The sequence below is a fragment of the Phytobacter ursingii genome, assembly GCF_001022135.1.
Taxonomy (GTDB): Bacteria; Pseudomonadota; Gammaproteobacteria; order Enterobacterales; family Enterobacteriaceae; genus Phytobacter; species Phytobacter ursingii.
The window spans coordinates 5,343,744-5,367,676 of sequence record NZ_CP011602.1; the positions used below are offsets into that span (position 1 = coordinate 5,343,744).

General features: G+C 55.5%; 19 protein-coding genes. 13 read left to right on the top strand and 6 right to left on the bottom strand.

What is annotated here, in order from left to right; genetic code table 11:
- Both tal and tkt read left to right on the top strand, forming a co-directional pair.
- Window positions 1-951, top strand: a complete 951-nt coding sequence (gene tal, locus AB182_RS28840) for a transaldolase (RefSeq protein WP_047373032.1) — start codon at window positions 1-3, stop codon at window positions 949-951.
- A gap of 20 nt (window positions 952-971) precedes the next feature.
- A complete protein-coding gene (gene tkt, locus AB182_RS28845) occupies window positions 972-2,975 on the top strand; it encodes a transketolase (protein WP_047373033.1) in 2,004 nt (667 codons plus the stop codon).
- Between the two features lie 120 nt (window positions 2,976-3,095).
- Here the strand turns inward: tkt and AB182_RS28850 are convergent, their stop codons facing one another.
- On the bottom strand, window positions 3,096-3,863 hold the full coding sequence (locus AB182_RS28850) for a DeoR/GlpR family DNA-binding transcription regulator (RefSeq protein WP_047373034.1): 768 nt from the start codon (window positions 3,861-3,863) through the stop codon (window positions 3,096-3,098).
- Window positions 3,864-3,993: 130 nt separating this feature from the next.
- On the opposite strand from AB182_RS28850, the gene AB182_RS28855 reads away from it, so the two are divergent.
- Together AB182_RS28855 and AB182_RS28860 are read left to right on the top strand one after the other, a co-directional pair.
- Complete coding sequence (locus AB182_RS28855) at window positions 3,994-4,398, top strand: hypothetical protein (RefSeq protein WP_047373035.1); 405 nt, start codon at window positions 3,994-3,996, stop codon at window positions 4,396-4,398.
- Window positions 4,399-4,710: 312 nt separating this feature from the next.
- Window positions 4,711-5,895 (top strand): aminotransferase-like domain-containing protein, encoded by a 1,185-nt coding sequence (locus tag AB182_RS28860; RefSeq protein WP_047373036.1) that lies wholly within the window; start codon window positions 4,711-4,713, stop codon window positions 5,893-5,895.
- Between the two features lie 451 nt (window positions 5,896-6,346).
- Here AB182_RS28860 and AB182_RS28865 read toward each other — a convergent pair whose 3' ends face one another.
- Window positions 6,347-6,844, bottom strand: coding sequence for a M48 metallopeptidase family protein (locus AB182_RS28865; RefSeq protein WP_047373037.1), 498 nt, complete (start codon window positions 6,842-6,844; stop codon window positions 6,347-6,349).
- A gap of 69 nt (window positions 6,845-6,913) precedes the next feature.
- Between AB182_RS28865 and rlmG the strand changes: the two genes are divergently transcribed.
- The gene (gene rlmG / locus AB182_RS28870) at window positions 6,914-8,044 is read left to right on the top strand and encodes a 23S rRNA (guanine(1835)-N(2))-methyltransferase RlmG (protein WP_047373038.1); all 1,131 of its coding nucleotides are present in this window, start codon (window positions 6,914-6,916) and stop codon (window positions 8,042-8,044) included.
- Window positions 8,045-8,129: 85 nt separating this feature from the next.
- On the opposite strand, the gene AB182_RS28875 is transcribed toward rlmG, so the two are convergent.
- From AB182_RS28875 to lsrR, 3 genes are all read right to left on the bottom strand, one after another.
- Complete coding sequence (locus tag AB182_RS28875; protein WP_047373039.1) at window positions 8,130-10,151, bottom strand: NADPH-dependent 2,4-dienoyl-CoA reductase; 2,022 nt, start codon at window positions 10,149-10,151, stop codon at window positions 8,130-8,132.
- Between the two features lie 567 nt (window positions 10,152-10,718).
- Complete coding sequence (gene lsrK, locus AB182_RS28880) at window positions 10,719-12,311, bottom strand: autoinducer-2 kinase (RefSeq protein ID WP_047373040.1); 1,593 nt, start codon at window positions 12,309-12,311, stop codon at window positions 10,719-10,721.
- 43 nt (window positions 12,312-12,354) lie between these two features.
- The gene (gene lsrR, locus AB182_RS28885) at window positions 12,355-13,326 is read right to left on the bottom strand and encodes a transcriptional regulator LsrR (protein WP_047373041.1); all 972 of its coding nucleotides are present in this window, start codon (window positions 13,324-13,326) and stop codon (window positions 12,355-12,357) included.
- 216 nt (window positions 13,327-13,542) lie between these two features.
- Between lsrR and lsrA the strand changes: the two genes are divergently transcribed.
- From lsrA to lsrG, 6 genes are read left to right on the top strand one after another with little or no spacing between them, the layout of a single operon-like run.
- Window positions 13,543-15,033 (top strand): autoinducer 2 ABC transporter ATP-binding protein LsrA, encoded by a 1,491-nt coding sequence (lsrA, locus tag AB182_RS28890; RefSeq protein WP_047373042.1) that lies wholly within the window; start codon window positions 13,543-13,545, stop codon window positions 15,031-15,033.
- Entirely contained in the window at window positions 15,030-16,064 is a 1,035-nt protein-coding gene (lsrC, locus tag AB182_RS28895; protein WP_047373043.1) for an autoinducer 2 ABC transporter permease LsrC, read from the top strand. The genes lsrA and lsrC overlap by 4 nt, the downstream gene beginning before the upstream one ends.
- Entirely contained in the window at window positions 16,065-17,057 is a 993-nt protein-coding gene (gene lsrD / locus AB182_RS28900) for an autoinducer 2 ABC transporter permease LsrD (protein ID WP_047373044.1), read from the top strand.
- A gap of 1 nt (window position 17,058) precedes the next feature.
- Complete coding sequence (gene lsrB, locus AB182_RS28905) at window positions 17,059-18,072, top strand: autoinducer 2 ABC transporter substrate-binding protein LsrB (protein ID WP_047373045.1); 1,014 nt, start codon at window positions 17,059-17,061, stop codon at window positions 18,070-18,072.
- A gap of 12 nt (window positions 18,073-18,084) precedes the next feature.
- Window positions 18,085-18,972: a 3-hydroxy-5-phosphonooxypentane-2,4-dione thiolase gene (lsrF, locus tag AB182_RS28910; protein ID WP_047373046.1), complete on the top strand. Its 888-nt coding sequence runs from the start codon at window positions 18,085-18,087 to the stop codon at window positions 18,970-18,972.
- Window positions 18,969-19,262, top strand: a complete 294-nt coding sequence (gene lsrG, locus AB182_RS28915) for a (4S)-4-hydroxy-5-phosphonooxypentane-2,3-dione isomerase (RefSeq protein WP_047373047.1) — start codon at window positions 18,969-18,971, stop codon at window positions 19,260-19,262. Before lsrF ends, lsrG begins: the two co-directional genes overlap by 4 nt.
- Before the next feature lie 1,010 nt (window positions 19,263-20,272).
- Here lsrG and ygjG read toward each other — a convergent pair.
- Entirely contained in the window at window positions 20,273-21,652 is a 1,380-nt protein-coding gene (gene ygjG, locus AB182_RS28925) for a putrescine aminotransferase (protein ID WP_047373471.1), read from the bottom strand.
- Between the two features lie 76 nt (window positions 21,653-21,728).
- On the opposite strand from ygjG, the gene AB182_RS32725 reads away from it, so the two are divergent.
- A complete protein-coding gene (locus AB182_RS32725; RefSeq protein ID WP_167337911.1) occupies window positions 21,729-21,950 on the top strand; it encodes a hypothetical protein in 222 nt (73 codons plus the stop codon).
- 135 nt (window positions 21,951-22,085) lie between these two features.
- A complete protein-coding gene (locus tag AB182_RS28930; RefSeq protein WP_047373049.1) occupies window positions 22,086-23,606 on the top strand; it encodes a methyl-accepting chemotaxis protein in 1,521 nt (506 codons plus the stop codon).
- Window positions 23,607-23,933 lie beyond the last annotated feature (327 nt).

A 23,933-nucleotide genomic window follows, 5' to 3' on the forward strand; every position in this document is an offset into this window, starting at 1 on the left:
ATGAACCAGTTAGAAGCCTTAAAAGCCGTTACCGTGGTGGTTGCAGACACCGGTGATATTGATTCGATTAAAAAATTTGCCCCGCAGGACGCCACGACCAACCCGTCACTGGTACTGAAAGCGGCACAGCTTCCGCAGTATCGGGCGCTGATTGCCGATGCGATCGGCAAGGCCCGCTCTCAGGGCGGCAGTGCGGAAACCCAGCTTATCAATGCCTGCGATCAGGTGGCGGTGGATATTGGCACCGAAGTTCTGCGCCACGTGCCGGGACGTATTTCGACCGAAGTGGACGCCCGCTTCGCCTGGGATCGCGGCATGTGCGTTTCCCGTGCCCGCAAACTCATTCAGCTGTATCAGCAAAATGGCATTGATCCGTCGCGCATTCTGATCAAACTGGCGGCGACCTGGGAGGGGATCCGCGCGGCTGAAGAGCTGGAGCAAAGCGGTATCAACTGTAACCTGACGCTGCTGTTCTCCTTCGCCCAGGCCCGTGCCTGCGCCGAAGCCGGGGTGTTCCTGATTTCGCCATTTGTCGGACGTATTTATGACTGGTACCAGAAAAATGCCCCGCAGGCGACCTACGTTGCGCAGAACGATCCGGGCGTGAAATCGGTGCGCGAGATTTATCAGTATTACAAAGCCCACGGTTACGAAACGGTGGTGATGGGCGCAAGTTTCCGCCGTATTGAGCAAATCCAGGCGCTGGCTGGCTGCGACCGTCTGACCATCTCTCCGGCGCTGCTCGATGAACTGGCAGCCTGCGATGCACCGATGACCCGTCAGTTGAATCCGGGCTGCGTGAGCGAAAATCGCCCGAGCCCGATGAGCCAGGCCGAGTTCCTCTGGCAGCATCACCAGGATCCGATGGCAGTTGAAAAACTGGCTGAGGGGATCCGCCTGTTTGCCGTCGACCAGCTCAAACTGGAAAACATGATCCGCGATATGCTTTGAACCGCCCGCAAGGATAAAAGATGAACACAGCAAAATTACAGCGCCGTGAGTGCGCCAATGCCCTGCGCGCACTCTCAATGGACGCGGTACAGAAAGCCAAATCCGGTCACCCGGGTGCCCCGATGGGTATGGCTGACATCGCCGAAGTCCTGTGGCGTGATTTCCTGAACCATAACCCGCAGAACCCGGCATGGGCTGACCGCGACCGTTTCGTGCTGTCCAATGGTCACGGTTCAATGCTGATTTACAGCCTGCTGCACCTCACCGGTTACGATCTGCCGATTGACGAGCTGAAAAACTTCCGTCAACTGCACTCAAAAACGCCAGGTCACCCGGAAGTGGGCTACACCGCAGGCGTGGAAACCACGACCGGCCCGTTAGGGCAGGGTATTGCGAATGCGGTCGGTATGGCGATTGCGGAGAAAACGCTGGCGGCGCAGTTCAACCGTCCGGGCCATGACATTGTTGATCACTTCACTTACGCCTTCATGGGTGACGGTTGCATTATGGAAGGTATCTCTCACGAGGTATGCTCCCTGGCCGGTACCCTGAAACTGGGCAAACTGGTCGCCTTCTACGACGACAACGGCATCTCCATCGACGGCCACGTTGAAGGCTGGTTCACCGATGACACCGCGGCACGCTTCGAAGCCTACGGCTGGCACGTGGTGCGTGGCGTTGATGGTCACAATGCGGACTCCATCAAACGTGCAGTAGAAGAAGCGCGTGCGGTCACCGACAAACCGTCCCTGCTGATGTGCAAAACCATCATCGGTTTCGGTTCGCCGAACAAAGCGGGTACACATGATTCCCACGGCGCCCCGCTGGGCGATGCGGAAATCGCGCTGACCCGCGAAGCGCTGGGCTGGAAACACCCTGCGTTTGAAATCCCGTCTGAAATTTATGCCCAGTGGGATGCGAAAGAAGCCGGCCAGGCGAAAGAGTCAGCCTGGAACGAGAAATTCGCGGCTTATGCCAAAGCCTTCCCGCAGGAAGCGGCTGAATTCACCCGCCGTATGAGCGGTGAGCTGCCGTCTGATTTCGACGCGAAAGCGAATGAATTCATCGCGAAACTGCAGGCTAACCCGTCCAAAATCGCCAGCCGTAAAGCGTCCCAGAATGCGATTGAAGCGTTCGGTCCGTTACTGCCTGAGTTCCTCGGCGGCTCCGCTGACCTGGCACCGTCTAACCTGACTATCTGGTCTGGTTCGAAAGCGATTAACGAAGATACTGCCGGTAACTACATTCACTATGGCGTGCGCGAGTTCGGTATGACCGCGATTGCCAACGGTATCTCCCTGCACGGTGGTTTCCTGCCGTACACCTCCACCTTCCTGATGTTTGTGGAATATGCCCGTAACGCGGTGCGTATGGCGGCCCTGATGAAACAGCGCCAGGTGATGGTCTACACCCACGACTCCATCGGTCTGGGTGAAGATGGTCCGACGCACCAGCCGGTAGAGCAGGTGGCTTCTCTGCGTGTGACTCCGAACATGAGCACCTGGCGTCCGTGTGACCAGGTGGAATCGGCGGTAGCGTGGAAATACGGCGTTGAGCGCGCCGACGGCCCGACTGCGCTGATTCTGTCCCGTCAGAACCTGGCACAGCAGGAGCGTACCGCTGAGCAATTGGCAAATGTGGCCCGTGGCGGTTACGTGCTGAAAGACAGCAACGGCCAGCCGGAGCTGATTTTCATCGCGACCGGTTCAGAAGTTGAGCTGGCGGTTGCCGCATGGGAAAAACTGACTGCCGAAGGTGTGAAAGCGCGCGTGGTGTCCATGCCGTCTACCGATGCGTTTGACAAGCAGGATGCGGCTTACCGTGAATCCGTACTGCCGAAAGCCGTTTCTGCGCGTGTTGCCATCGAAGCGGGTATCGCCGACTACTGGTTCAAATACGTGGGCCTGAACGGCGCGATTGTGGGCATGACCACTTTCGGTGAGTCAGCGCCTGCTGAACAGTTGTTCGAGATGTATGGTTTTACGGTGGGTAACGTGGTGAAGGTGGCAAGATCGGTACTGTAGTGGGAAATTGACTGCTTTTCCTCTCACCCTAATCCTCTCCCCGGAACGGCGAGGGGGAACAGCGTGCACCATTGCAACATTATGCTAACTGTTCCAAACCTTGCAACACCGAGCATCACCTTACTCTTCTGCCACTTCAATTCGCATATTGAGGTGGCGGAAGTTATCGATATTGGCGTCGCTGCTCACCACCACGATATCGATATCTTCACAGGCAACGACCTTGTAGCGGGCAATCTGCGAGACCTTGTCGGCAGTCACTGCAGCCACCACTTCATTACTCTGGGCCAGAACTTCTTTTTTAAAACAAGCATCTTCGTAATAGACCGCGGTCATGCCCACCTGTGGATCGAGGCCGCAAACACCGATAAACGTCTGATCAAAAATCATCCCGCGGATTTGATTCACCGGCTCTGAACCCAGCGTACTACCGGTATGGGAATAGATTTTCCCACCCAGCAAAATCAGCTCTATATTACTACGCCCACTCAGCACTGACGCGATTTGCGGGGAGTTGGTGACAATGGTCAACGCCAGATCGGCGGGTAAGCATTCCACCATCGCGACATAGGTGGAACCTGCGTCAATAAACACGCAGCTGTCCGGGCGGACAAGCTCGGCGCATTTTCTGGCTATGTGGGATTTTTCCGGGACATTTTGCGCCATTCGGGTTTCGAAGCTGGCGGATTGTTTAAATTGACTGACCGCACCGCCATAGACTTTTTTACACAATCCCTGTCTTGCCAGTTCCTGCAGATCCCGGCGGATCGTATGCTCTGAAACCCCCAGCTTACGGGCGACATCGGCGCCGATCACCCTGCCGGTTTCCATCAGCATCTGGTGGATGAGGGACTGCCGCTGCTCAGGCAATGCATCATAATCAATCACAGTACATCCTCAACTGAACATAATATTGCACAATTTAACATGATATAGCATAGTGTCACTACCATCATGATACATGCTCAGTCTGGCGGTGCGTATTTTTCTTCCGTCCTGAGCATGACGGGAGCGAGCGATGTATCAGGCAATCATTTATCAGGAGTTGGACCAAATCGTGGATGTGCTCGAGAAGTTGACGGTGACCTGGTTTGCGGAACACAGGCATCTGGCTCAGGCGGATCTGTTCTATCGCTACATGAAGCAGTCCCAGTCGGGTTGCTTTAAGACGCACTACTCGCGGCTACTGGACTGTTCAATGGAGTGCCTGACCGGCGTTCTGCCGCAACTGACCAATCGTCTGTCACCCCGCGTCTCCGATATTATCACCGCGCCACAAATGAAAACCCGGCGCATATTCAGTATGATGATTTACTGGCTGATTCAATACCATACGGGGCACGCCAAAGAGATGCCGGAACGTAGCGAAGTGCTGGATATCTTCTCGAGCATTCTCGAGAGCAAAACGCTAAAAATGTGGTGAAGAAGCTCGATTCTCCTTCCCGCCGTGGCTTATCGTAATTCGCACTTGCCCGGCGGATAATAGGTTCTTGATAGCACCGCACCTTGAGTCGTTACCAGAGTAAATTCTGGTCGGCTGCCCGTTATAGATATCTATTTAATTAATATTTATCGCGATATGTAGAACATTAAACTAATAAATAGATATATGTTGGCATAGTATAAATAAATCGGCTCCGTTTACGACCTGTTTTTATTGCTGTATAACGGAATTGCTTAGCATGAAAACTATCGCACCATAATAAGAACGAACGGCAAAACAAAGGTTAAGGTAATGTCAGACGAGAGAATCTCCGAGAAAGTCAAAAACGTGCAGTCATCTGCCATCCGCGAATTATTAAAACACAGCAAAATGGAAGGGGTTATCTCTCTTGGCGGGGGCATTCCTAACCCTGATCTCTTCGATCGCGAAGGGCTCCAGATGGCGATGGATAAAGTGTTATCTGTTTCCTGGAAAGATGCTTTTCAATACGGTCTGAGCGAAGGCAGCCCGGATTTGCGTGAGGCGATCTGCCAGCTTCTGAAACAGCGTCTGATTACCTGCCACCCTGACGACGTCGTGATTACCTCGGGTTCTCAGCAGTCTCTGGATATGCTCGCCCGCGTACTGATTAACCCGGGTGATGTCATTGTTGTGGAAAGACCCACCTACCTGGCCGCATTGCAGGTCTTCCATCTGGCGGAAGCGCAGCTTGCGTCTGTGGGCACAGACGGTGAAGGCATGAAGGTTGATGAGCTGGAAGAGCTGGTTAAAACCACCACCATCAAAGCCGTTTATATTGTGCCGACCTTCGGCAATCCCGGCGGAGTCACACTTTCTGATGAGCGTCGCAAAAAGCTGGTTGAACTGTCCAAACGCTATAACTTTGTCATTATCGAAGATGATCCTTATAGCGAAATTAATTTCACTGACAAACTGTTCAAGCCATTAACCGCATGGGCAAAAGAGATCGATAACAGCGAAAACGTTATTTACACCTCGACGTTCTCTAAAATCCTGGCACCGGGTGCGCGCGTGGGTTGGGTTGTCGCGCCGGAGTGGATTAAGAAACAGATTGTGACCCTGAAACAGGCCACGGATTTGCATACCAGTTCACTCTCGCAGTCGCTGGCTTATCACTATTTGCAGACGGGGCGCCTGCCAGATCAGTTAAAAATTATCCGTGCCTCTTATAAAGATAAATGTCAGGTGTTATGTGAAGAGATTGAACGCGAGTTAGGCGAGCATTTGACCTTCCACCGTCCGCAGGGCGGGATGTTCCTGTGGGCTAAATTTAAGTATCAAAAGAACACCACTGACTGGCTGAAAAAGACGCTGGCAAACGGCGTGGTCTATGTGCCGGGCGAGTTCTTCTATGCGGATAACCCGGATGCGTCGACGTTGCGTATGTCTTACGTGTCAGTGGCAGATGAAAACCTGAGAAAAGCCGTTGCCCGCCTTAAAGCCTCTCTTGAATAAGTTCAGACATAAAAAAACCATGTATCCCACAAGGGATACATGGTGAGTAAAGGGTTTATGTCCATATCCACTGACAAATGATTCATGTGCCTGAGTGCGAATATGTATTAAACCAATCATCTAAATGCTTCGAGAATACTTCTACAACAAGCTGTAAAAGTATTTCTGCATAATGATTTTATTGTGCCTCTGCGTCAAATTCAAATGTTGAATCATATGATTCAAAATCAAAATAAATAACGTTCCGGGTGTTTATCTGCTTGTGTTCTGGCGGGTGAAAATGCAGGTTATTTCTAAATAAGAACTTATATTACCGTTAGTTACGCATATTTCATGTGGGTCTTTAAAGATAAATTCATTGCACGATTAGTGACTGGGATCGCATATTAATAAATGTAGAATAAATCACTGGAATTATTTATTAGTTGTTGATGCTTTATTTAATCTCATCTCAAAGCCACCCTTCGTCTTTACATAAAAGCCACAAACGCATATCAAATTCCAGCTGATGGTACTGAGGTTCCATGTGGCAACATAATTGATAGAACGCTTTGTTGTGTTCTTTCTCTTTCAGGTGCGCCAGTTCATGCACCACAATCATCCGCAGAAAGGCTTCCGGCGCCTGGCGAAAAACGGTAGCGACGCGGATTTCTGCTTTTGCTTTAAGTTTACCCCCCTGCACGCGCGACACGGCGGTATGCAGCCCTAATGCGTTTTTCAGGACGTGGATTTTGCTGTCATAAGCGACTTTGTTGATTTGCGGCGCGTTACGCAAAAACTGATTTTTAAAATCCTGCGTATAAACATAGAGCGCTTTATCGGTCGTGATGTCGTGCGTATCGGGGTAGCGCTTGCGTAAAACCTCCCCCAGTCGGTTTTGCGTAATCAGCGTTTGTACCTGCGTCAGCAGTGTTTCGGGGTAACCCTGCAAATAAGTGAGTGTTGTCATGTTTAAGGGGTTTACAACTCCGGATAATTAAGCGATAAAACGCGCGAATTCTAGCACCCCGGAGGGTCGATGGGCCAGGTTGAGTTAATTGGACAGTCATTTGCATTAGAGCGTTTCCCACCCAATGCCGAAGAAGCGTCGTTACAGGCGTGGGATGCGGCAGATGAATATCTGCTAAATCAGGTAAATGATAGCGAAGGCACGACGCTCATCTTTAACGATAGCTTCGGCGCGTTGGCCTGTGCCCTGGCGGAGTATCGTCCTGTCAGCGTCAATGACTCATTTATCGCGGAGCAGGCTACGCGCCATAACCTGCGTCTGAACGGAATGGACGAAGATGCGGTGACTTTCCTGGACAGCCTGAGCGAATTGCCGGCTGCCCCCGCCCGCGTGCTGATTAAAGTACCCAAACAACTGGCGCTGCTGGAGCAGCAGCTTTGCGCGTTGCGTCGCGTCGTGACCCCGCAAACGCAGATTATCGCCGGAGCCAAAGCGCGCGATATTCACAACTCCACTATGGCGTTGTTTGAAAAATACCTCGGGCCGACCACGACATCGCTGGCGTGGAAGAAAGCACGCCTGATCTACTGTACCTTTACTGCCCCGGCCGTGGCCGATGCGCCGCAGACCTATGACTGGCAATTAGAGGGAACGGACTGGACCATCCATAACCATGCGAATGTCTTTTCGCGCAGCGGGCTGGACATTGGCGCGCGTCTTTTCCTCAAGCATTTGCCGGAAAATGTGGAAGGGGAGATGGTCGATCTTGGCTGTGGTAACGGCGTGATTGGTCTGCAACTGCTGGCGCAGAACCCGCAGGCGCGCGTGCTGTTTACCGATGAATCCCACATGGCCGTCGCCTCCAGCCGCCTGAATGTGGAACGCAATATGCCGGATGCGCTGGCACGCAGTGAGTTTATGGTCAATAACGGGCTGTCAGGTATTGAGCCGGACCGTTTTGATGTGGTGTTGTGCAACCCGCCGTTCCATCAGCAAAGCGCCATCACCGATCATATTGCCTGGCAGATGTTCCACGATGCGCGCCGTAGCCTGAAATACGGCGGCGAATTAATCGTTGTCGGCAACCGTCATCTCGATTACTTCCGTAAGCTTAAGAAGATTTTTAGCAACTGCAGCAACGTGGCGTCTAACGGTAAGTTCGTGGTGCTAAAAGCAGTGAAATTGCGCAAACAGCGTTGATTTTCCCCCTGGATGCGCTGCGCTAAGCGGGGCTACAAAATTGTAGCCCGGATAAGCGCAGCGCATCCGGGAACATCGCAAAACCTCAGATCGTCAGCGCCAGCGTGGTGCCCTGCGCAATCGCCCGGCGAGCATCAAGCTCCATTGCCACATCACAGCCGCCAATCAAATGCACCGTTTTTCCCGCTGCCCGTAGCGGATCCGCCAGCTCGCGTCGCGGCTCCTGACCCGCACAGAGGATCACATTGTCCACCGCCAGCAATTGCGGTTCGCCGCCGATCAATACATGCAGACCCTCATCGTCGATCTTCTGATAGCTGACTGACGGGATCATTTTCACCCCGCGCGACAGCAGGGTAGCCCGGTGGATCCAGCCGGTGGTTTTACCCAAACCTTCACCCGGTTTGCTGGCTTTCCGCTGGAGCATCACAATCTTACGCGGGCTTTTCGGCAACTGTGGCCCTTCCGGGCGCAGGCCGCCCACCTGGTCGAGACTGGTATCGATCCCCCATTCCACGCAAAATTCCGCGATATTCAGGCTGGTGGACTCGCCCGGCTGGCTGAGATACATCGCGGTATCAAAACCAATTCCTCCACAGCCGATAATGGCCACCTTCTCGCCGACCGGCACTTTATCGCGTAAAACGTCAAGGTAGCTCAGCACCTTCGGATGGGCGATCCCCTCGATCTCCGGCGTGCGCGGCACAATGCCGCTGGCGAGGATCACCTCATCAAAGGCGTCCAGCATGGTGGGCTGCACAAACTGATTGAGCCGCAGCGTCACGCCGGTAATGTCGATCATTTTACGGTAGTAGCGCAGGGTTTCGTAAAACTCCTCTTTGCCGGGGATCTGTTTGGCGATATTGAACTGACCGCCAATCTCGGCGGCCGCATCAAACAGCGTCACGCGATGACCACGCGCTGCGGCGTTGACGGCAAAGGCCAGTCCGGCAGGACCGGCGCCAATCACGGCTAGCGTTTTTTGGCGGGGGGCAGGCGTGAGCGGCATTTTTGTTTCGTGGCAGGCCCGCGGGTTGACCAGGCAAGAAGTCACTTTGCCCACGAAAATCTGATCGAGGCAGGCCTGGTTGCAGCCGATGCAGGTGTTGATCTCATCGGCCCGGCCGTTTTGCGCTTTGGAGAGGATCTCGGCATCGGCAAGGAACGGGCGTGCCATGGACACCATATCAGCATCGCCCCGGGAGAGAATATCGTCGGCTACCTGCGGATCGTTAATGCGGTTGGTGGTAACCAGCGGGATGCCGACTTTACCTTTCAGCTTGCGGGTGACCCAACTGAATGCCGCGCGCGGCACCGGGGTGGCAATGGTCGGGACACGGGCTTCGTGCCAGCCGATACCGGTGTTGATGAGCGTCGCGCCCGCCGCTTCAATGGCCTTCGCCAGTTGCACGGTTTCCGCGAACACGCCGCCACCTTCCACCAGGTCGAGCATCGACAGGCGATAGATAATAATAAACTCCCGGCCAACCCGTTCACGCACCGCCCTGACCACTTCCACGGCGAAGCGCATCCGCCGGGCGTAATCGCCGCCCCATTCGTCTTCCCGCTGGTTGGTCCGCGCGGCAAGAAACTCGTTAATCAGATAGCCTTCTGAGCCCATCACTTCGACGCCATCATAGCCTGCCTGCTGTGCCAGATGCGCGCAGCGGGCAAAGTCTTCAATCAGGGCGAGGATCTCGTCGTGGGTCAACTCGTGCGGAGTAAAGCGGTTAATCGGTGCCTGAATGGCGGACGGTGCCACCAGATTCGGCTGATAGCTGTAACGCCCGGTATGCAAAATTTGCAGGGCGATTTTGCCCCCTTCCTGATGCACGGCATCGGTTATCAGGCGGTGATGAGGAAGCTGATTTTCATCATTAAGCACCGCGCCGCCCTGCATGGTTACCCCCGAGAGCGCCGGCGCTACGCCGCCGGTGACAATCAGCGCCACACCATGACGCGCGCGTTCGGCATAGAAGGCCGCCAGCCTGTCCGCGCCATCGGGGCGCTCTTCCAGGCCGGTGTGCATTGACCCCATTAAGACGCGGTTCTTTAACGTGGTAAAACCCAGCTCCAGGGGGGCAAACAATGATGGGTAGTGGCTCATATCGCTTCCAGTGTTAATTTTTTGTTATGTGGTCGGATGAGTTGTAATTTAGCGTTTACCGGAGAAAAGGGAAAAGGGGAATGTGGCGATTGTGATGGGATTCAAAGATTGGTGCGGGGGAAAATGCGGCTCTGGTGGTCATTCCGTTCACCTTATGTTCTGTGCTTTTCTATAACGACAGAACCCGTGAACGTGCCAGGGTGGCTCACCGCCACCACCCTGGCGACCCGGGCTCCCGGCCAGGAAAATCGCCGCTGGCGCGGTCCATGATGCTTATGTCGTCTGACTGTCGGGTCGGGGACCAGCCTGCGTCCTTGCAGGCTATCCCCTTCGCCCGCTTCCCTGCGGGCGGCCCCGGTCAGCCGTCAACGCCTCATCGATTTTCAGCCGGACCCTGTCATCGCGGTAACGGTTTTATTCTGATGACGCGGTGTCATCGCTGTAAAACGTAATATGACCGGGGATTCCTCAGCCCACGGGGAGAGGGAACCGATCGAGCGGGCCGGGGGCCTCTCCCGTAGCCCGGATAAGGCGTTTACGCCGCATCCGGGATTGCTGCCAGGACCCTCAGGCAGAAGGCCGGAGTGAGGGTGAACGTACCAGCCCCGGAGCCTGCCACATGGACGTTGTCAGTCCGCTGTCCACCAGGCCGAGCTGATCGGCATACACAGCCTGCCATTTCTGCATCATCTCGTCATACAGCTCACGGTGCTGCGGGTTCGGCGTGAACTCCCGGCTCCATTTCACCAGCCGCTCACCGGTCGCCGCCATATCGTCGTACAGACCTGCCCCGACACCTGCGGCAATGGCGCAACCCAACGCGGTCGCCTCTTTAACCTCCGGCACGCGCACGGGTAAGCCAGTGACATCACTTAAAATCTGGCTCCACAGCGCCCCTTTTGAGCCGCCACCGGCAAACACCAGGCTATCGAATTTCACCCCGGAAAAACGGGAAATCTGCGCCAGATTACAGGCTGAGACAATGGCGGCATTCTCTTCCAGCGCGCGGAATAACGTTGCTTTATTGCATTTTTCCGGGTCGATGGAGAGGTTAATAAACGACGGCGCCGCGTGGTACCACTGCTTGAAATGCATCGCATCGGAAAAGATCGGCATCACGCCGTGGGAGCCCGCCGGGACGCGAGCAGCCATCTCTTCCAGCAGGCTATATGTGTCCATGCCCATGCGTTCGGCAATCAACTTTTCTTCCGCGCAGAAGGCGTCGCGGAACCAGCGCATGGTTAAGCCGGTAAAGAAACTGATCGACTCCGCCTGTGCCATGCCTGGGATCACATGCGGATTCACGCGAATATTCATCTCCGGGTCGGTTCGCACCTGGGGCAAGTTGACCACCTGTTGCCAGAATGTCCCCCCCAGCACCGCCGTCTGCCCGGGGCGGACCACCCCGAGCCCAAGACAACCCAGTTGCACGTCGCCGCCGCCCATAATGACAGGGGTGCCCTCGCGTAGACCGCTCTCCTGCGCCGCCTCTTTGGTCACTTCACCCAGCACGCTGCCGGTCTCTTTGACCGGCGAGAGAATATCGGCGCGCAGTCCGGCCATATCCAACAGGGACGGCCGCCAGTCACGGGTAAACAGATCGAGCATGCCGGTCGTGCCAGCGTTGGAGGGATCAACCGCCAGCCAGCCGGAAAGGCGCGCCGCCAGCCAGTCGCTGATCATGGTGATCGTGGCCGCGTTGCGATAGATATCCGGGCGATGGTGCGCCAGCCACAGCAGGCGTGGCATGGCGCTCAGGGCCAGCGTCTGTCCGGAGACGTCATAAACTTCGGATTCAAACTGATCATTGTGGATCTCTTTGAGTTCTGCGACTTCCCGGCTGGCGCGGGCGTCGACGTTAGCGCAGGCCCAGATGGCGTCACCGTACTGGTCGTACAGCACGATGCCTTCACGCATGGAACAGCAGGCGATGGATTTGATATCCGCACCGGAAAGACCCGCGCGCTCCAGCGCCTGACGAATGCACTGGCAGGCGAGTTGCCAGTTGGTCGCGAGATCGAATTCCATTGAGCCCGGCACGTTTTCTACGCTCAGGTGTTTCCATTCCGCCTGGCCAACGGCGACCTGTCTTCCGGTTAAATCGAAGATCACTGCACGTATGCTGCCGGTCCCTGCATCTAACGCTAAAAGGTAACTCATGGGCTTGCCTCGCTGTTATCAGCGCAGCGCGGCAAGCGGCGCGTTATTGCGCCAGCGCCAGAACCGCGCGTGCTGTTGTTTCTTCCGTCACCAGGCCATTGATACGGCGACCTTTGAGTGCGGCATAAATCGCGTCTGCTTTTTCCACACCTCCGGCGGCACCGATGATGGTCGGCAATTGCGCCAGCTCATCCAGGGTGACGCCAAGTAATTCCCGGTGAATCTCCAGCCCTTCGACCCGTTTACCATCGGCCTGTAAAAAGAAACCCAGGATGTCGCCGACAGCGCCTTTGCGCGCAAACATCAACTGTTCACCTTCGCTGATATAGCCCGAGCGCAGGATCGTGGCATCGCGTTTCTGGTTTACTGACCCAATGCCCACCACGGCAACGTCGGCGGCGGTGGCGGCGAGGATCACATCCCGTACGCTCGATTCCCGTTTCAGGATCTCCGCCACCTCCGGCGACGATACGCGCAGTGGGGCGGGGATCATGCTGACGCTACAGGCGGCATCGAGTTGACCAATCCCGGTCATATAGGGGCCGACGCCGCCGGATAACGTCACCAGACGAATTTGCTGCGAACTGATAAACCCGCTCAGATGCTGCAGACAACTCATCATGGTTTCGCCAAATCCCACCGCCAGAAGCTGGCCTGGCTCCAGTACCCCCATCAACGACTGTGCTGCACCAATCCCGAGCCGCACGCTCATTGGCGGGGTATTCAATGCAGGCAGCACGCGGGTCAGACGTAAGCCAAACTGGCGCTGCAGCTCCGTTTCCAGCGCCAGGCATCCTTCATAGCGGGAGTTAATCTGTACGCGGATCACCCCGGACTGGCGCCCCTTCTCCAGCAGGCGAGAAATTTTGAGGCGCGGTAAACCCAGGCGCTCTCCGATATCGTTCTGTGTCAGGCCGTCGTGGTAGTAACACCAGGCCACACGGGCCACCAGTTCTTCTTCTGCCAGCGCCAGACCTGCAAAGCGTCCTTCTTCTGATGTTCTTTTTTCGCTCATATCTGAACTCTTATAAAAATTTAGATCATATGTTCGTGCTTGCCTGGGGTGAAAGTGTGAGCCGCCTGGCAAAACGGATCTTTTGATGTCGCTGTTGGAATAGAGAGATCCAAATACATAAAAGTGTGATCATTGCACGGTTGTAAATATAGTTCACCGTCTACGCTTTTGAACATTATTTAAATAAAAAATCATTTGTTCAATAGCGGGGCTGCAATGAATCCACTGATTGAAGCGCGAGGCATCAATAAACAATTTTCAGGCGTAACGGTCCTGAAAGGTATTGATTTCACGCTATATTCAGGCCAGGTCCATGCGCTGATGGGGGGGAATGGCGCGGGAAAATCGACGCTAATGAAAATTATCGCCGGGGTGGAAACGCCAGACAGCGGTGAACTTTTCGTTTGCGGCAAGGTGTTTGCGCGCCTTAAGCCGAATCAGGCCCATCAGCTTGGTATCTATCTGGTCCCGCAGGAACCGATGCTGTTTCCCAACCTGAGCGTGCGGGAAAATATCCTGTTTCGTCTGCCGCGCAGCGCGCAACACGACGCGCAGCTGACGGAAAAACTGCAGCAGCTTAACTGTCAGCTTAACCTGCAGGCGGCCGCCAGTACGCTGGAAGTCGCCGACCAGCAAATGGTGGAGATCTTACGTGGCCTGATGCGCGACGCGAAGATCCTGATCCTTGATGAACCCACCGCCTCTCTTACGCCGGGCGAAACCGATCGGCTGTTTCGCCAGATCCGTGCCCTGCAAGAGCTGGGCGTCGGCATTGTTTTTATCTCCCACAAATTGCCGGAAATCCGCGCCCTGGCAAGCCATGTCTCGGTAATGCGCGACGGGGCGGTGGTGCTGAGCGGTGAAATCGCCAGTCTCGATGACAACGCCCTGATTACCGCCATGACGCCCGCGAGCCGCGAAAAAAGCTTAAGCGATACGCAAAAATTGTGGCTGGCGCTGCCGGGTAATCGTCGTACTCAGCCGCAGGATTTCCCCGTGCTGCGGGTAGATGCGCTGACGGGGGAAGGGTTTATCGATCTCAGCCTTGAAATCCACGCCGGGGAGATCGTCGGTCTGGCAGGGCTGGTCGGCTCCGGGCGTACTGAATTTGCCGAAACCCTTTACGGCCTGCGCCCGGTGCGTGCCGGACGCATCTGGCTGGAGAATCGTGAAATCAATGGCGATTCTACCCGCGCTCGCCTGGCGCGGGGGCTGGTCTATCTGCCGGAGGACCGGCAGGTCTCGGGCTTGTTCCTTGATGCCCCGGTACGCTGGAACACGGTCGCCCTGAATGAACCCTCGCTCTGGCAGCAGCGCAAACGTGAAGCGGCGGTGGTGGAGCGCTACCACCGGGCGCTGGGGATCAAGCTGAATCATGCGGATCAGATTGTCCGCACCCTCTCCGGTGGGAATCAGCAAAAAGTGCTGCTGGCGCGCTGTATGGAGGCTAACCCGCTACTGCTGATCGTCGATGAACCGACGCGCGGCGTCGACGTGGCGGCGCGGGCGGACATCTACCAGTTGATCAAAAGCGTGGCGGCACAAAACGTGGCGGTGCTGATGATCTCAAGCGATCTGGATGAGTTCCCGGGGCTGGCCGACAGGGTGCTGGTGATGCACCAGGGGCGACTTAGTGGGGAACTGCCGCGTCACGCGGTGAGTGTGGATCGCATGATGACACTGGCTTTAGGCGGAGGACAGCCATGAAAACGTTACTGAAAAATCGTGAGCTCAGCGCGTTTCTGGCTATCCTGGCGCTGTTTGTGGTGCTGGTGGCGCTGAACCCTTCCTTTTTTAGCCTGCAAACGGTGGGGATGATTTTCGCCAGTAGCCAGATCCTGATGCTGCTGGCGCTCGGCGCGACCCTGGTGATGTTAACCCGCAATATTGATGTATCGGTTGGCTCAACGGTGGGGCTGTGCGCTATTGCCGTCGGGGTGGCGTTGAACAGCGGCTACAGTCTGCCCGTCGCCATGCTGTTTTCCCTGGCTATTGGCGCGCTGGCCGGCGCTTTTAACGGCCTGCTTGTGGTGGGGCTGAAAATTCCGGCAATTGTGGCAACGCTGGGTACGCTCGGGCTGTATCGCGGTGCGATGCTGCTGTGGACGGGCGGCAAATGGATCGAAGGGTTACCCGCCAGCCTGAAATCCCTCTCTGCGGCGGGGGCGACCGGGGTGTCACCCTTAGGCTGGCTGGTGCTGCTGACGCTCGGCGCAGGCACCTGGATGCTGGCGCGCACGGCTTTTGGCCGCGACTTCTATGCGGTGGGGGATAATCTCGCCGCTGCCCGCCAGCTCGGCGTGGCGGTAAATCGCACGCGGATGCTGGCCTTCACCCTGAACGGCGTACTGGCGGCCTGCGCCGGGATTGTCTTTGCCTCGCAGATTGGCTTTGTGCCCAACCAGACCGGCAGCGGGCTGGAGATGAAAGCCATCGCCGCCTGTGTGCTCGGCGGTATTTCGTTGCTCGGCGGGACGGGGACGCTTATTGGTGCTTTCCTGGGCGCCTTTTTCCTCACCCAAATCGACACCGTGCTGGTGCTCTTTAAGCTCCCGGCCTGGTGGAATGACTTTATCGCCGGTCTGGTATTGCTCGGCGTGCTGGTGCTGGACGGACGTTTACGCCAGGCGCTGGCCCGCCATCAACGGCAACTGAAATACAGCCGCTTTATGCCCGGTAATAAAGGGGGCAAAAACGTGGCCCCCTTTCCCAAACGTAAAAACAAAGAGGTGGCGTAAATGAAGCTCAACTGGGAATTTGCGCTGCTGCTGTTACTGGTACTGGAGATCCTGCTTTTTGGCGCGCTGAACCCGCGGATGCTGGACGTCAATATGCTGCTGTTCAGCACCAGCGACTTTATCTGCATCGGCATTGTGGCCCTGCCGCTGACGCTGGTGATCATCAGCGGCGGCATTGATATCTCGCTTGGCTCGACCATCGGTCTGTGCGCCATCGCGCTGGGGGTGATGATGCAGGCAGGCTGGCCGATGAGCCTCGCCATTGTGCTGACGCTGCTGTTGGGGTTGCTGTGCGGGCTGGTCAACGCAGCGCTGATTCACTACACCGGCATCAGCCCGTTGGTTATCACACTCGGCACGCTTTACCTCTATGGCGGCGGCGCGCTGCTGCTTTCCGGTATGGCAGGCGCGACGGGCTATGAAGGCATCAGCGGTTTCCCGGACAGTTTTACCGCCTTTGCCAATCTCACTTTGCTGGGCCTACCCGTACCGCTGGTGCTGTTCGCGGTAGTAACCCTGTTTTTCTGGCTGATTACGCACCGGGCGCGTTTTGGCCGCCATCTCTTTCTCCTGGGGCAGAACCCGCGCGCGGCACGCTATGCGGCGCTGTCGGTCAACGGTATGCCTTACGCACTGTACGGGCTGGTCGGAGTGGCATCGGCCATCGCCGCCGTGGTGCTGGTCTCTTATTTCGGTTCAGCGCGTTCCGATTTGGGACGCGATTTGCTGATGCCTGCACTCACCGCCGCAGTACTGGGCGGCGCCAATATTTATGGCGGTTCAGGTTCGGTGCTGGGTACTGCGCTGGCGGCGTTGCTGGTGGGGTATCTACAGCAGGGTTTACAGATGGTCGGCATCCCCAACCAGGTGTCGAGCGCGTTGTCAGGGGCGCTGTTGGTGGTGGTGGTGATGGGGCGTTCGCTGAGTCTGCACCGGGAATGGGTGCGCATGACCTGGCGTCGGGTTCTCTCGCGAAAAACAATCGGAGCATGAGATGAAGACAAAACTGATAGTGCAACTGAGCGCGCTGGCGCTGGCGGGTAGCGTCATGGCGGCGCAGGCGGCTGACCGTATCGCTTTTATTCCCAAACTGGTTGGGGTGGGCTTCTTTACCAGCGGCGGCAACGGCGCGAAAGAGGCGGGCAAAGACCTGGGGGTGGATGTGACCTATGACGGCCCGACCGAACCGAGCGTGTCAGGCCAGGTTCAGCTCATCAACAACTTCGTCAACCAGGGTTACAAAGCCATTATTGTCTCCGCCGTTTCGCCGGACGGGTTATGCCCGGCGCTGAAACGCGCGATGCAGCGCGGTGTGAAAGTGTTGACCTGGGATTCTGATACCAAGCCTGAGTGTCGCAGCATCTACATCAATCAGGGTACGCCGGAGCAACTGGGTGGCCTGCTGGTGGATATGGCGGGCAAGCAGGTGACCAAACCGAATGCCAAAGTGGCGTTCTTCTATTCCAGCCCCACCGTCACCGACCAGAACCAGTGGGTGAAAGAGGCGAAAGCCAAAATCGAGAAAGATCATCCGCAGTGGCAAATCGTCACCACGCAGTTTGGCTATAACGATGCGACCAAATCCCTGCAAACCGCCGAGGGGATCTTAAAAGCGTATCCGGATCTTGATGCGATCATCGCGCCAGATGCCAACGCCCTACCGGCGGCAGCGCAGGCGGCGGAAAACCTGAAACGGGAAGGGGTGGCGATTGTGGGCTTTAGTACGCCGAACGTCATGCGCCCGTATGTGGAGCGCGGCACGGTGAAAGCCTTTGGCCTGTGGGATGTGGTGCAACAAGGGAAAATTTCGGTGAATGTCGCCGAACATCTGCTGAAAAAAGGCGATCTTAACGTTGGCGACAGCGTCGACGTGAAAGATATCGGCACGCTTAAAGTCGAGCCAAACAGCGTGCAGGGCTATCAGTATGAAGCGAAAGGCAACGGGATCGTGCTGCTGCCGGAACGCGTGGTGTTCACCAAAGAGAACATTGGTAAATACGACTTCTGACGGGAGGAAACGATGGCGGATTTAGATGACATTAAAGATGGCAAAGATTTTGGCCTCGACCGGCCGCAAAAGAATGTGCCGTTTACGCTCAAAGGCTGTGGGGCGCTGGACTGGGGAATGCAGTCGCGGCTCTCACGGATTTTTAACCCCAAAAGCAACCGCACGGTGATGCTGGCGTTTGACCACGGCTACTTTCAGGGGCCGACCACCGGGCTTGAGCGCATTGATTTATCCATTGCGCCGTTGTTTGGCGAAACGGATGTGCTGATGTGTACCCGTGGGGTGTTGCGAAGCCAGGTGCCGCCCGCCACGAACAAACCGGTGGTGCTGAGAGCGTCAGGCGGTAACTCCATTCTGACCGAGTTGTCGAACGAGTGCGTGGCGGTGGCAATGGAGGATGCCCTGCGCCTCAACGTCTGTGCGGTGGCGGCCCAGGTCTATATCGGCAGCGAACATGAGCACCAGTCGATCAATAACATCATTAAACTGGTGGATGCCGGGAACCGGTACGGTGTGCCTACGCTTGCGGTCACCGGCGTCGGTAAAGAGATGGCGCGGGATGCGCGCTATTTTTCACTGGCCAGCCGTATTGCCGCCGAGATGGGGGCGCAGTTTGTCAAAACCTATTTTGTCGAAGAGGGGTTTGAGAAAGTGACCGCCAGTTGCCCGGTGCCGATTGTGATTGCCGGTGGTAAGAAATTGCCTGAACTGGAGGCATTAGAGATGTGTTTTCGCGCCATCGACCAGGGGGCGTCCGGCGTGGACATGGGGCGCAATATTTTCCAGTCCAGCGCGCCGCTCGCCATGCTCAAAGCGGTAAAAAAAGTGGTACACGAGAATATGAGCGCCCGTGAGGCGTATCAGTTCTGGCAGGAAGAGAAACAGGGAGAGCAACAATGAATGTGACGCTGGTGGAGATAAACATCAAGCCGGACAAGATTGATGAGTTTCTTGAGGTATTTCGCGCTAATCACGAGGGGGCAGTGAAGGAGCCGGGAAATCTGCGTTTTGATGTATTGCAGGATCCGAAAGTGAAGACGCGGTTTTTTATCTACGAGGCTTATAAGGATGAGGCCGCCGTGCTGGCACACAAAGAGACGCCACACTATCTGGCCTGCGTGGAGAAACTGGAGGATCTGATGTCGGAGCCGCGTAAAAAACGGACGTTTGTAGGGCTAATGCCGGAGTAGCGGTTTGGGGTGGTGCGCATTGTTCCCCTTCAACCCAAAGGGCTGAGGGATCCCCACAAATAATACGAGCACGGACAGTCCCCTCTCCCTGAGGGAGAGGGCCAGGGTGAGGGGGAAAATGCGGCTCTGGTGGTCATTCCGTTCACCTTATGTTCCTTGCTTTTCTATTGCTCCAGAACCCGTGAACGTGCAAGGGAGGCTCGCCGCCGCCTCCCTTGCAACCCAGGCTCCCGGCAAGGAAAATCGCCGCTGGCGCGGTCCATGATGCTTATGTCGTCTGACTGTCGGGTCGGGGACCAGCCTGCGTCCTTGCAGGCTATCCCCTCCGCCCGCATCCCTGCGGGCGGCCCCGGTCAGCCGTCAACGCCTCATCGATTTTCAGCCGGACCAGAAAAACCTCGCTGCCAGAAAGTGCATTAAATATGAAACGCCCCCGCTGCTTCCTGAAAGAAACCCTACAGCCATTCCTTTTTTCATTTTGTTCCGGACTTTCAGCGAGGGTATTGAGTCCCCGCTGAAATCGGCGAGCCGGAGGCCGGAAGACAAGGGCTGGCCGCCAGGGAGGGCGGGCAGAGGTTTGTCGAGCCAGGACGGCGAGTCAAACCGACCGCAGGCTGAGGGTCGGGAGGTGAGCGCAGTGCGAAGCACCGATTTCCGTGCGGGGCCGCGGGGATGGCTAAGGGGGCGGCGGCGAGCCCCCTTAGCACGTTCACGAGTGACGGATTCGGCATGTTCAGCAGGACTGGAGGTGAACGGAACAAGCCTCGCTGCCGCCTGTTTCCCCTCACTCTAACCCTCTCCCCAGGGGAGAGGGAATTGATCGAGCGGGCTGGGGGCGGCTTTTCCCCCTCTGCCTTGAGGGGCGAAGGAATCGAGTGAGCGGGCTGGGGTCGCTTTTCCCCCTCTGCCTTGAGGGGGAGGAAATCGATCGAGCGGGCGGGGGCCGCTTTTCACCCTCTCCCTTGAGGGAGAGGGCAGGGGTGAGGGGGAGAAGGCCGCACAGTCTGCTTTTACGCTTCTTCCACCGCCACGCGCATCGCTGCCAGTGCGGTGCGAGCGGCTTTGAGCACCTGCTCACACTGCTCAATCGTCAGCGTAAGCGGTGGTTCGATACGAATGGTTTTCGAATTATTGAGTGTCCCGGCAACCAGTACACGCTGGCGGAACATTTCGCTCGCAAACGTATAGCCGATTTCGTTATCCACAAACTCAATAGCCATCAGCATCCCTCTGCCGCGTGCATCCTGTACCAGATCCGGGTATTCCCGCGCCAGCAGGCGGAAGCCGTCCAGCAGCATGTCACCTTTCTGCTCAGCCTGTGCCGGTAAGTTCTCTTCCAGCAGCACATTGATGGTTGCCAGCGCAGCCGCACAGGCCAGCGGGTTACCGCCAAACGTAGTGGTATGCAGGAAAGGATTATCGAACAGGACAGAGAAGACCTCTTCGGTAGCGATCGTCGCACCGATCGGCATCACGCCGCCGCCGAGGGCTTTCGCCAGACACAAAATGTCCGGCTGAACGTTCTCATGTTCACAGGCGAACATTTTGCCCGTACGTCCCATTCCGGTCTGCACTTCATCAAAGATAAGCAGCGCGCCAAATTCATCACACAGCTTACGCACGGCTGGCAGATAGCCCTGCGGTGGCAGGATCACCCCGCCTTCACCCTGAATAGGCTCAAGGATCACCGCAGCGACATCATCGCCTGTTTTATGACATTCGCTAAGCAGGGTACGCATGGCCTCGATATCGCCAAACGGCACATGACGGAAGCCCGGCAGTAACGGCATAAATGGCTTACGGAAGGTCGATTTCGCCGTCGCAGACAACGCACCCAGGGATTTACCGTGGAACGCGCCGCTGGTAGCGACAAAAGTGAATTTGCCACGTGGCGACTGATACGCTTTGGCGAGCTTTAACGCCGCTTCGACGGATTCTGTGCCGCTGTTGCTAAAGAAGCTGTATTTGAGTTTGCCTGGGGCTAATGCCGCCAGTGTTTTTGCCAGCATCGCCCGCAGTGGGTCGAGAAGCTCCTGGCTATGCAGAGGTTGTTTTGCGAGTTGATTCTGTACGGCGGAAACCACTACTGGATTACGGTGCCCCACATTGAAGATACCAAACCCACCCAGACAATCTAAAAATTCCTGTCCCTGGGTGTCGACAAGCGTATTCAGACTTCCCGCTTGCCATTCTACGGCTCCGTAATCCCCGCCGGCAGTAACAGATTTTCGATACTCTAAAAACCCCGGATTTACATGCTCTTTAAAGTATTCCCGTACCTCTCGGTTTAGTTCTTTCATCTCCTCATGATCAAGCTTTCGTTTCTCTATGAGGTTCAGTGCGTGTGCGCTGCAGGCCAGAGCCGATGCGCTGGAAGGTAATCTGTTCAAAATATGCTCCCGGGGCTCGCGTATCACATGATACTGATTTAAGTATTGCAGGGATTGCGCCACATCGAAGCCGCAAATGAAAATCGGGATAAACACCAGGGAAAAACGCAGTTCTGCGAGATTAGATCCCGGAACTTACCCTTTGTTACGTTCTGAAATAGAGGAAAGGAAAACAAGCATTGAGCATTATTTAAGCAAAATGCACCGTGGTGGTGCGATTATTGCCTCATTTTTGCGCAGCGATAAATCAGGAAAATTTGGTAGTTTCAATCCGTTACTATATAAATCAGCAATTTAAAAACATACAAATAGTGCGGTTTAATCGCAAATTGCGATCTAAATCAAATTTAACAACTAAAGATAAATTCATTATCGCCGAAATAACATTCGATAAAATTTTTAACAGTCGAATAACTTGCAAAGGATGCTAATCATGTCTGCTCCGCCGTTTGTCACGCAACGGGAATATACCCTTGACGCTGACACCACTCTGATGTCGACCACCGATTTGCAAAGCTATATCACCCACGCTAATGACACCTTCTCTCAGGTAAGCGGCTTTGATCTGGACGAATTGATCGGCCAGCCGCACAACCTGGTACGCCACCCGGATATGCCGAAAGCCGCTTTTGCGGACATGTGGTACACCCTTAAACAGGGTGAACCCTGGAGTGGTATCGTTAAAAACCGCCGCCGGAATGGCGACCATTACTGGGTGCGGGCGAACGCTGCGCCAATGGTGCGTAACGGAAAAGTGACGGGCTATATGTCCATTCGCACCCGCGCCACCCAGGAAGAAATTGACGCTGTGACACCTTTATATAAGGCCATCCAGGAAGGACGAGCTAAAAAGCGTATCCATAAAGGGCTGGTGGTGAGCCGGGGCTGGCTGGGTAAACTGCCGTCTCTGCCTTTGCGCTGGCGGACGCGTGGGATGATGGCGCTACTATGGATACTGCTGGCGACCGGTCTGTGGCTTCTCGGAAATGGTCCGGCAACGATGTTGTTCAGCGCCGCCATGTTGCTGTTAGGCTGTGCCTGCCTTGAATGGCAAATCGTGCGTCCGGTTGAAGAGGTCGCACGTCAGGCCCTCAGCGTGGCGACAGGGGAACGTAACAGCGTGACGCATCTGAAACGTAGCGACGAACTGGGCCTGACTCTGCGCTCAGTTGGGCAGCTGGGTTTAATGTGTCGCTGGCTGATTCACGATGTTGCTGGTCAGGTGAGTAGCGTGCGCAGCGGTAGTGAAACGCTGGCAAAAGGTAACGAGGATCTGAACGAACGTACGCGTCAGACGGTCGTCAATGTTCAGCAGACAGTTGCCACGATGAGTCAGATGGCCGCCTCGGTACAGAATAATTCCCATACCGCCACGGAGGCTGATAAGCTCTCCAGCTCCGCCAGTAGCGCGGCGGCGAATGGCGGCAAGGCGATGGAAACGGTGGTGAAGACAATGGACGAAATCGCCGACAGTACACAGCGCATTGGTTCCATCACCGCATTGATTAATGACATCGCTTTTCAGACGAACATTCTGGCGCTCAATGCTGCGGTGGAAGCCGCCCGTGCCGGCGAGCAGGGCAAAGGTTTTGCGGTGGTCGCTGGCGAAGTTCGCCACCTTGCCAGCCGCAGCGCCAGCGCGGCAAATGATATCCGCAAGTTGATTGATGCCAGCGCCAGTAAAGTTCAGTCAGGCTATGAGCAGGTCCACGCGGCAGGCAGGACGATGGACAATATCGTTACCCAGGTCCAGAACGTGACCTCTCTGATTGGCCAGATTAGCCAGTCGACTTCTGAACAGGCGCAAGGGCTGTCGGAGCTGACGCATGCGGTGGCAGAGCTTGATACCATCGCGCAAAAAAATGCCGGGCTGGTAGCCGAAAACGCCAATGTCTCCTCCATGGTAAAACACCGCGCCAGTCGTTTGCAGGATGCCGTTTCCGTGCTTCATTAATTCTTCTCCCTCTCTAATAAAAGAGAGGGAGTTTTCTCCTTATATTCATTTAACCTTTCTATTTGCATGGTTATATGGCATGGTCTAATTTGTTATTTTATATTTATAAAGTGTTAAATTAATATTAAATATGGTTTCTTTTTTGATCGATTATATTACATATAATTTAACTTATTATTCTTATTAAAAGATCATTAAGCACGGTTAATATACGTTGCGCAACTTCTTCCCTCAGTACATATAACGATCGATAGATCTTCATTAATAGTTGATAACTATCAGAATGATCACAATCGAAATAAAAAAACGATCAATCTCATAAAGTTA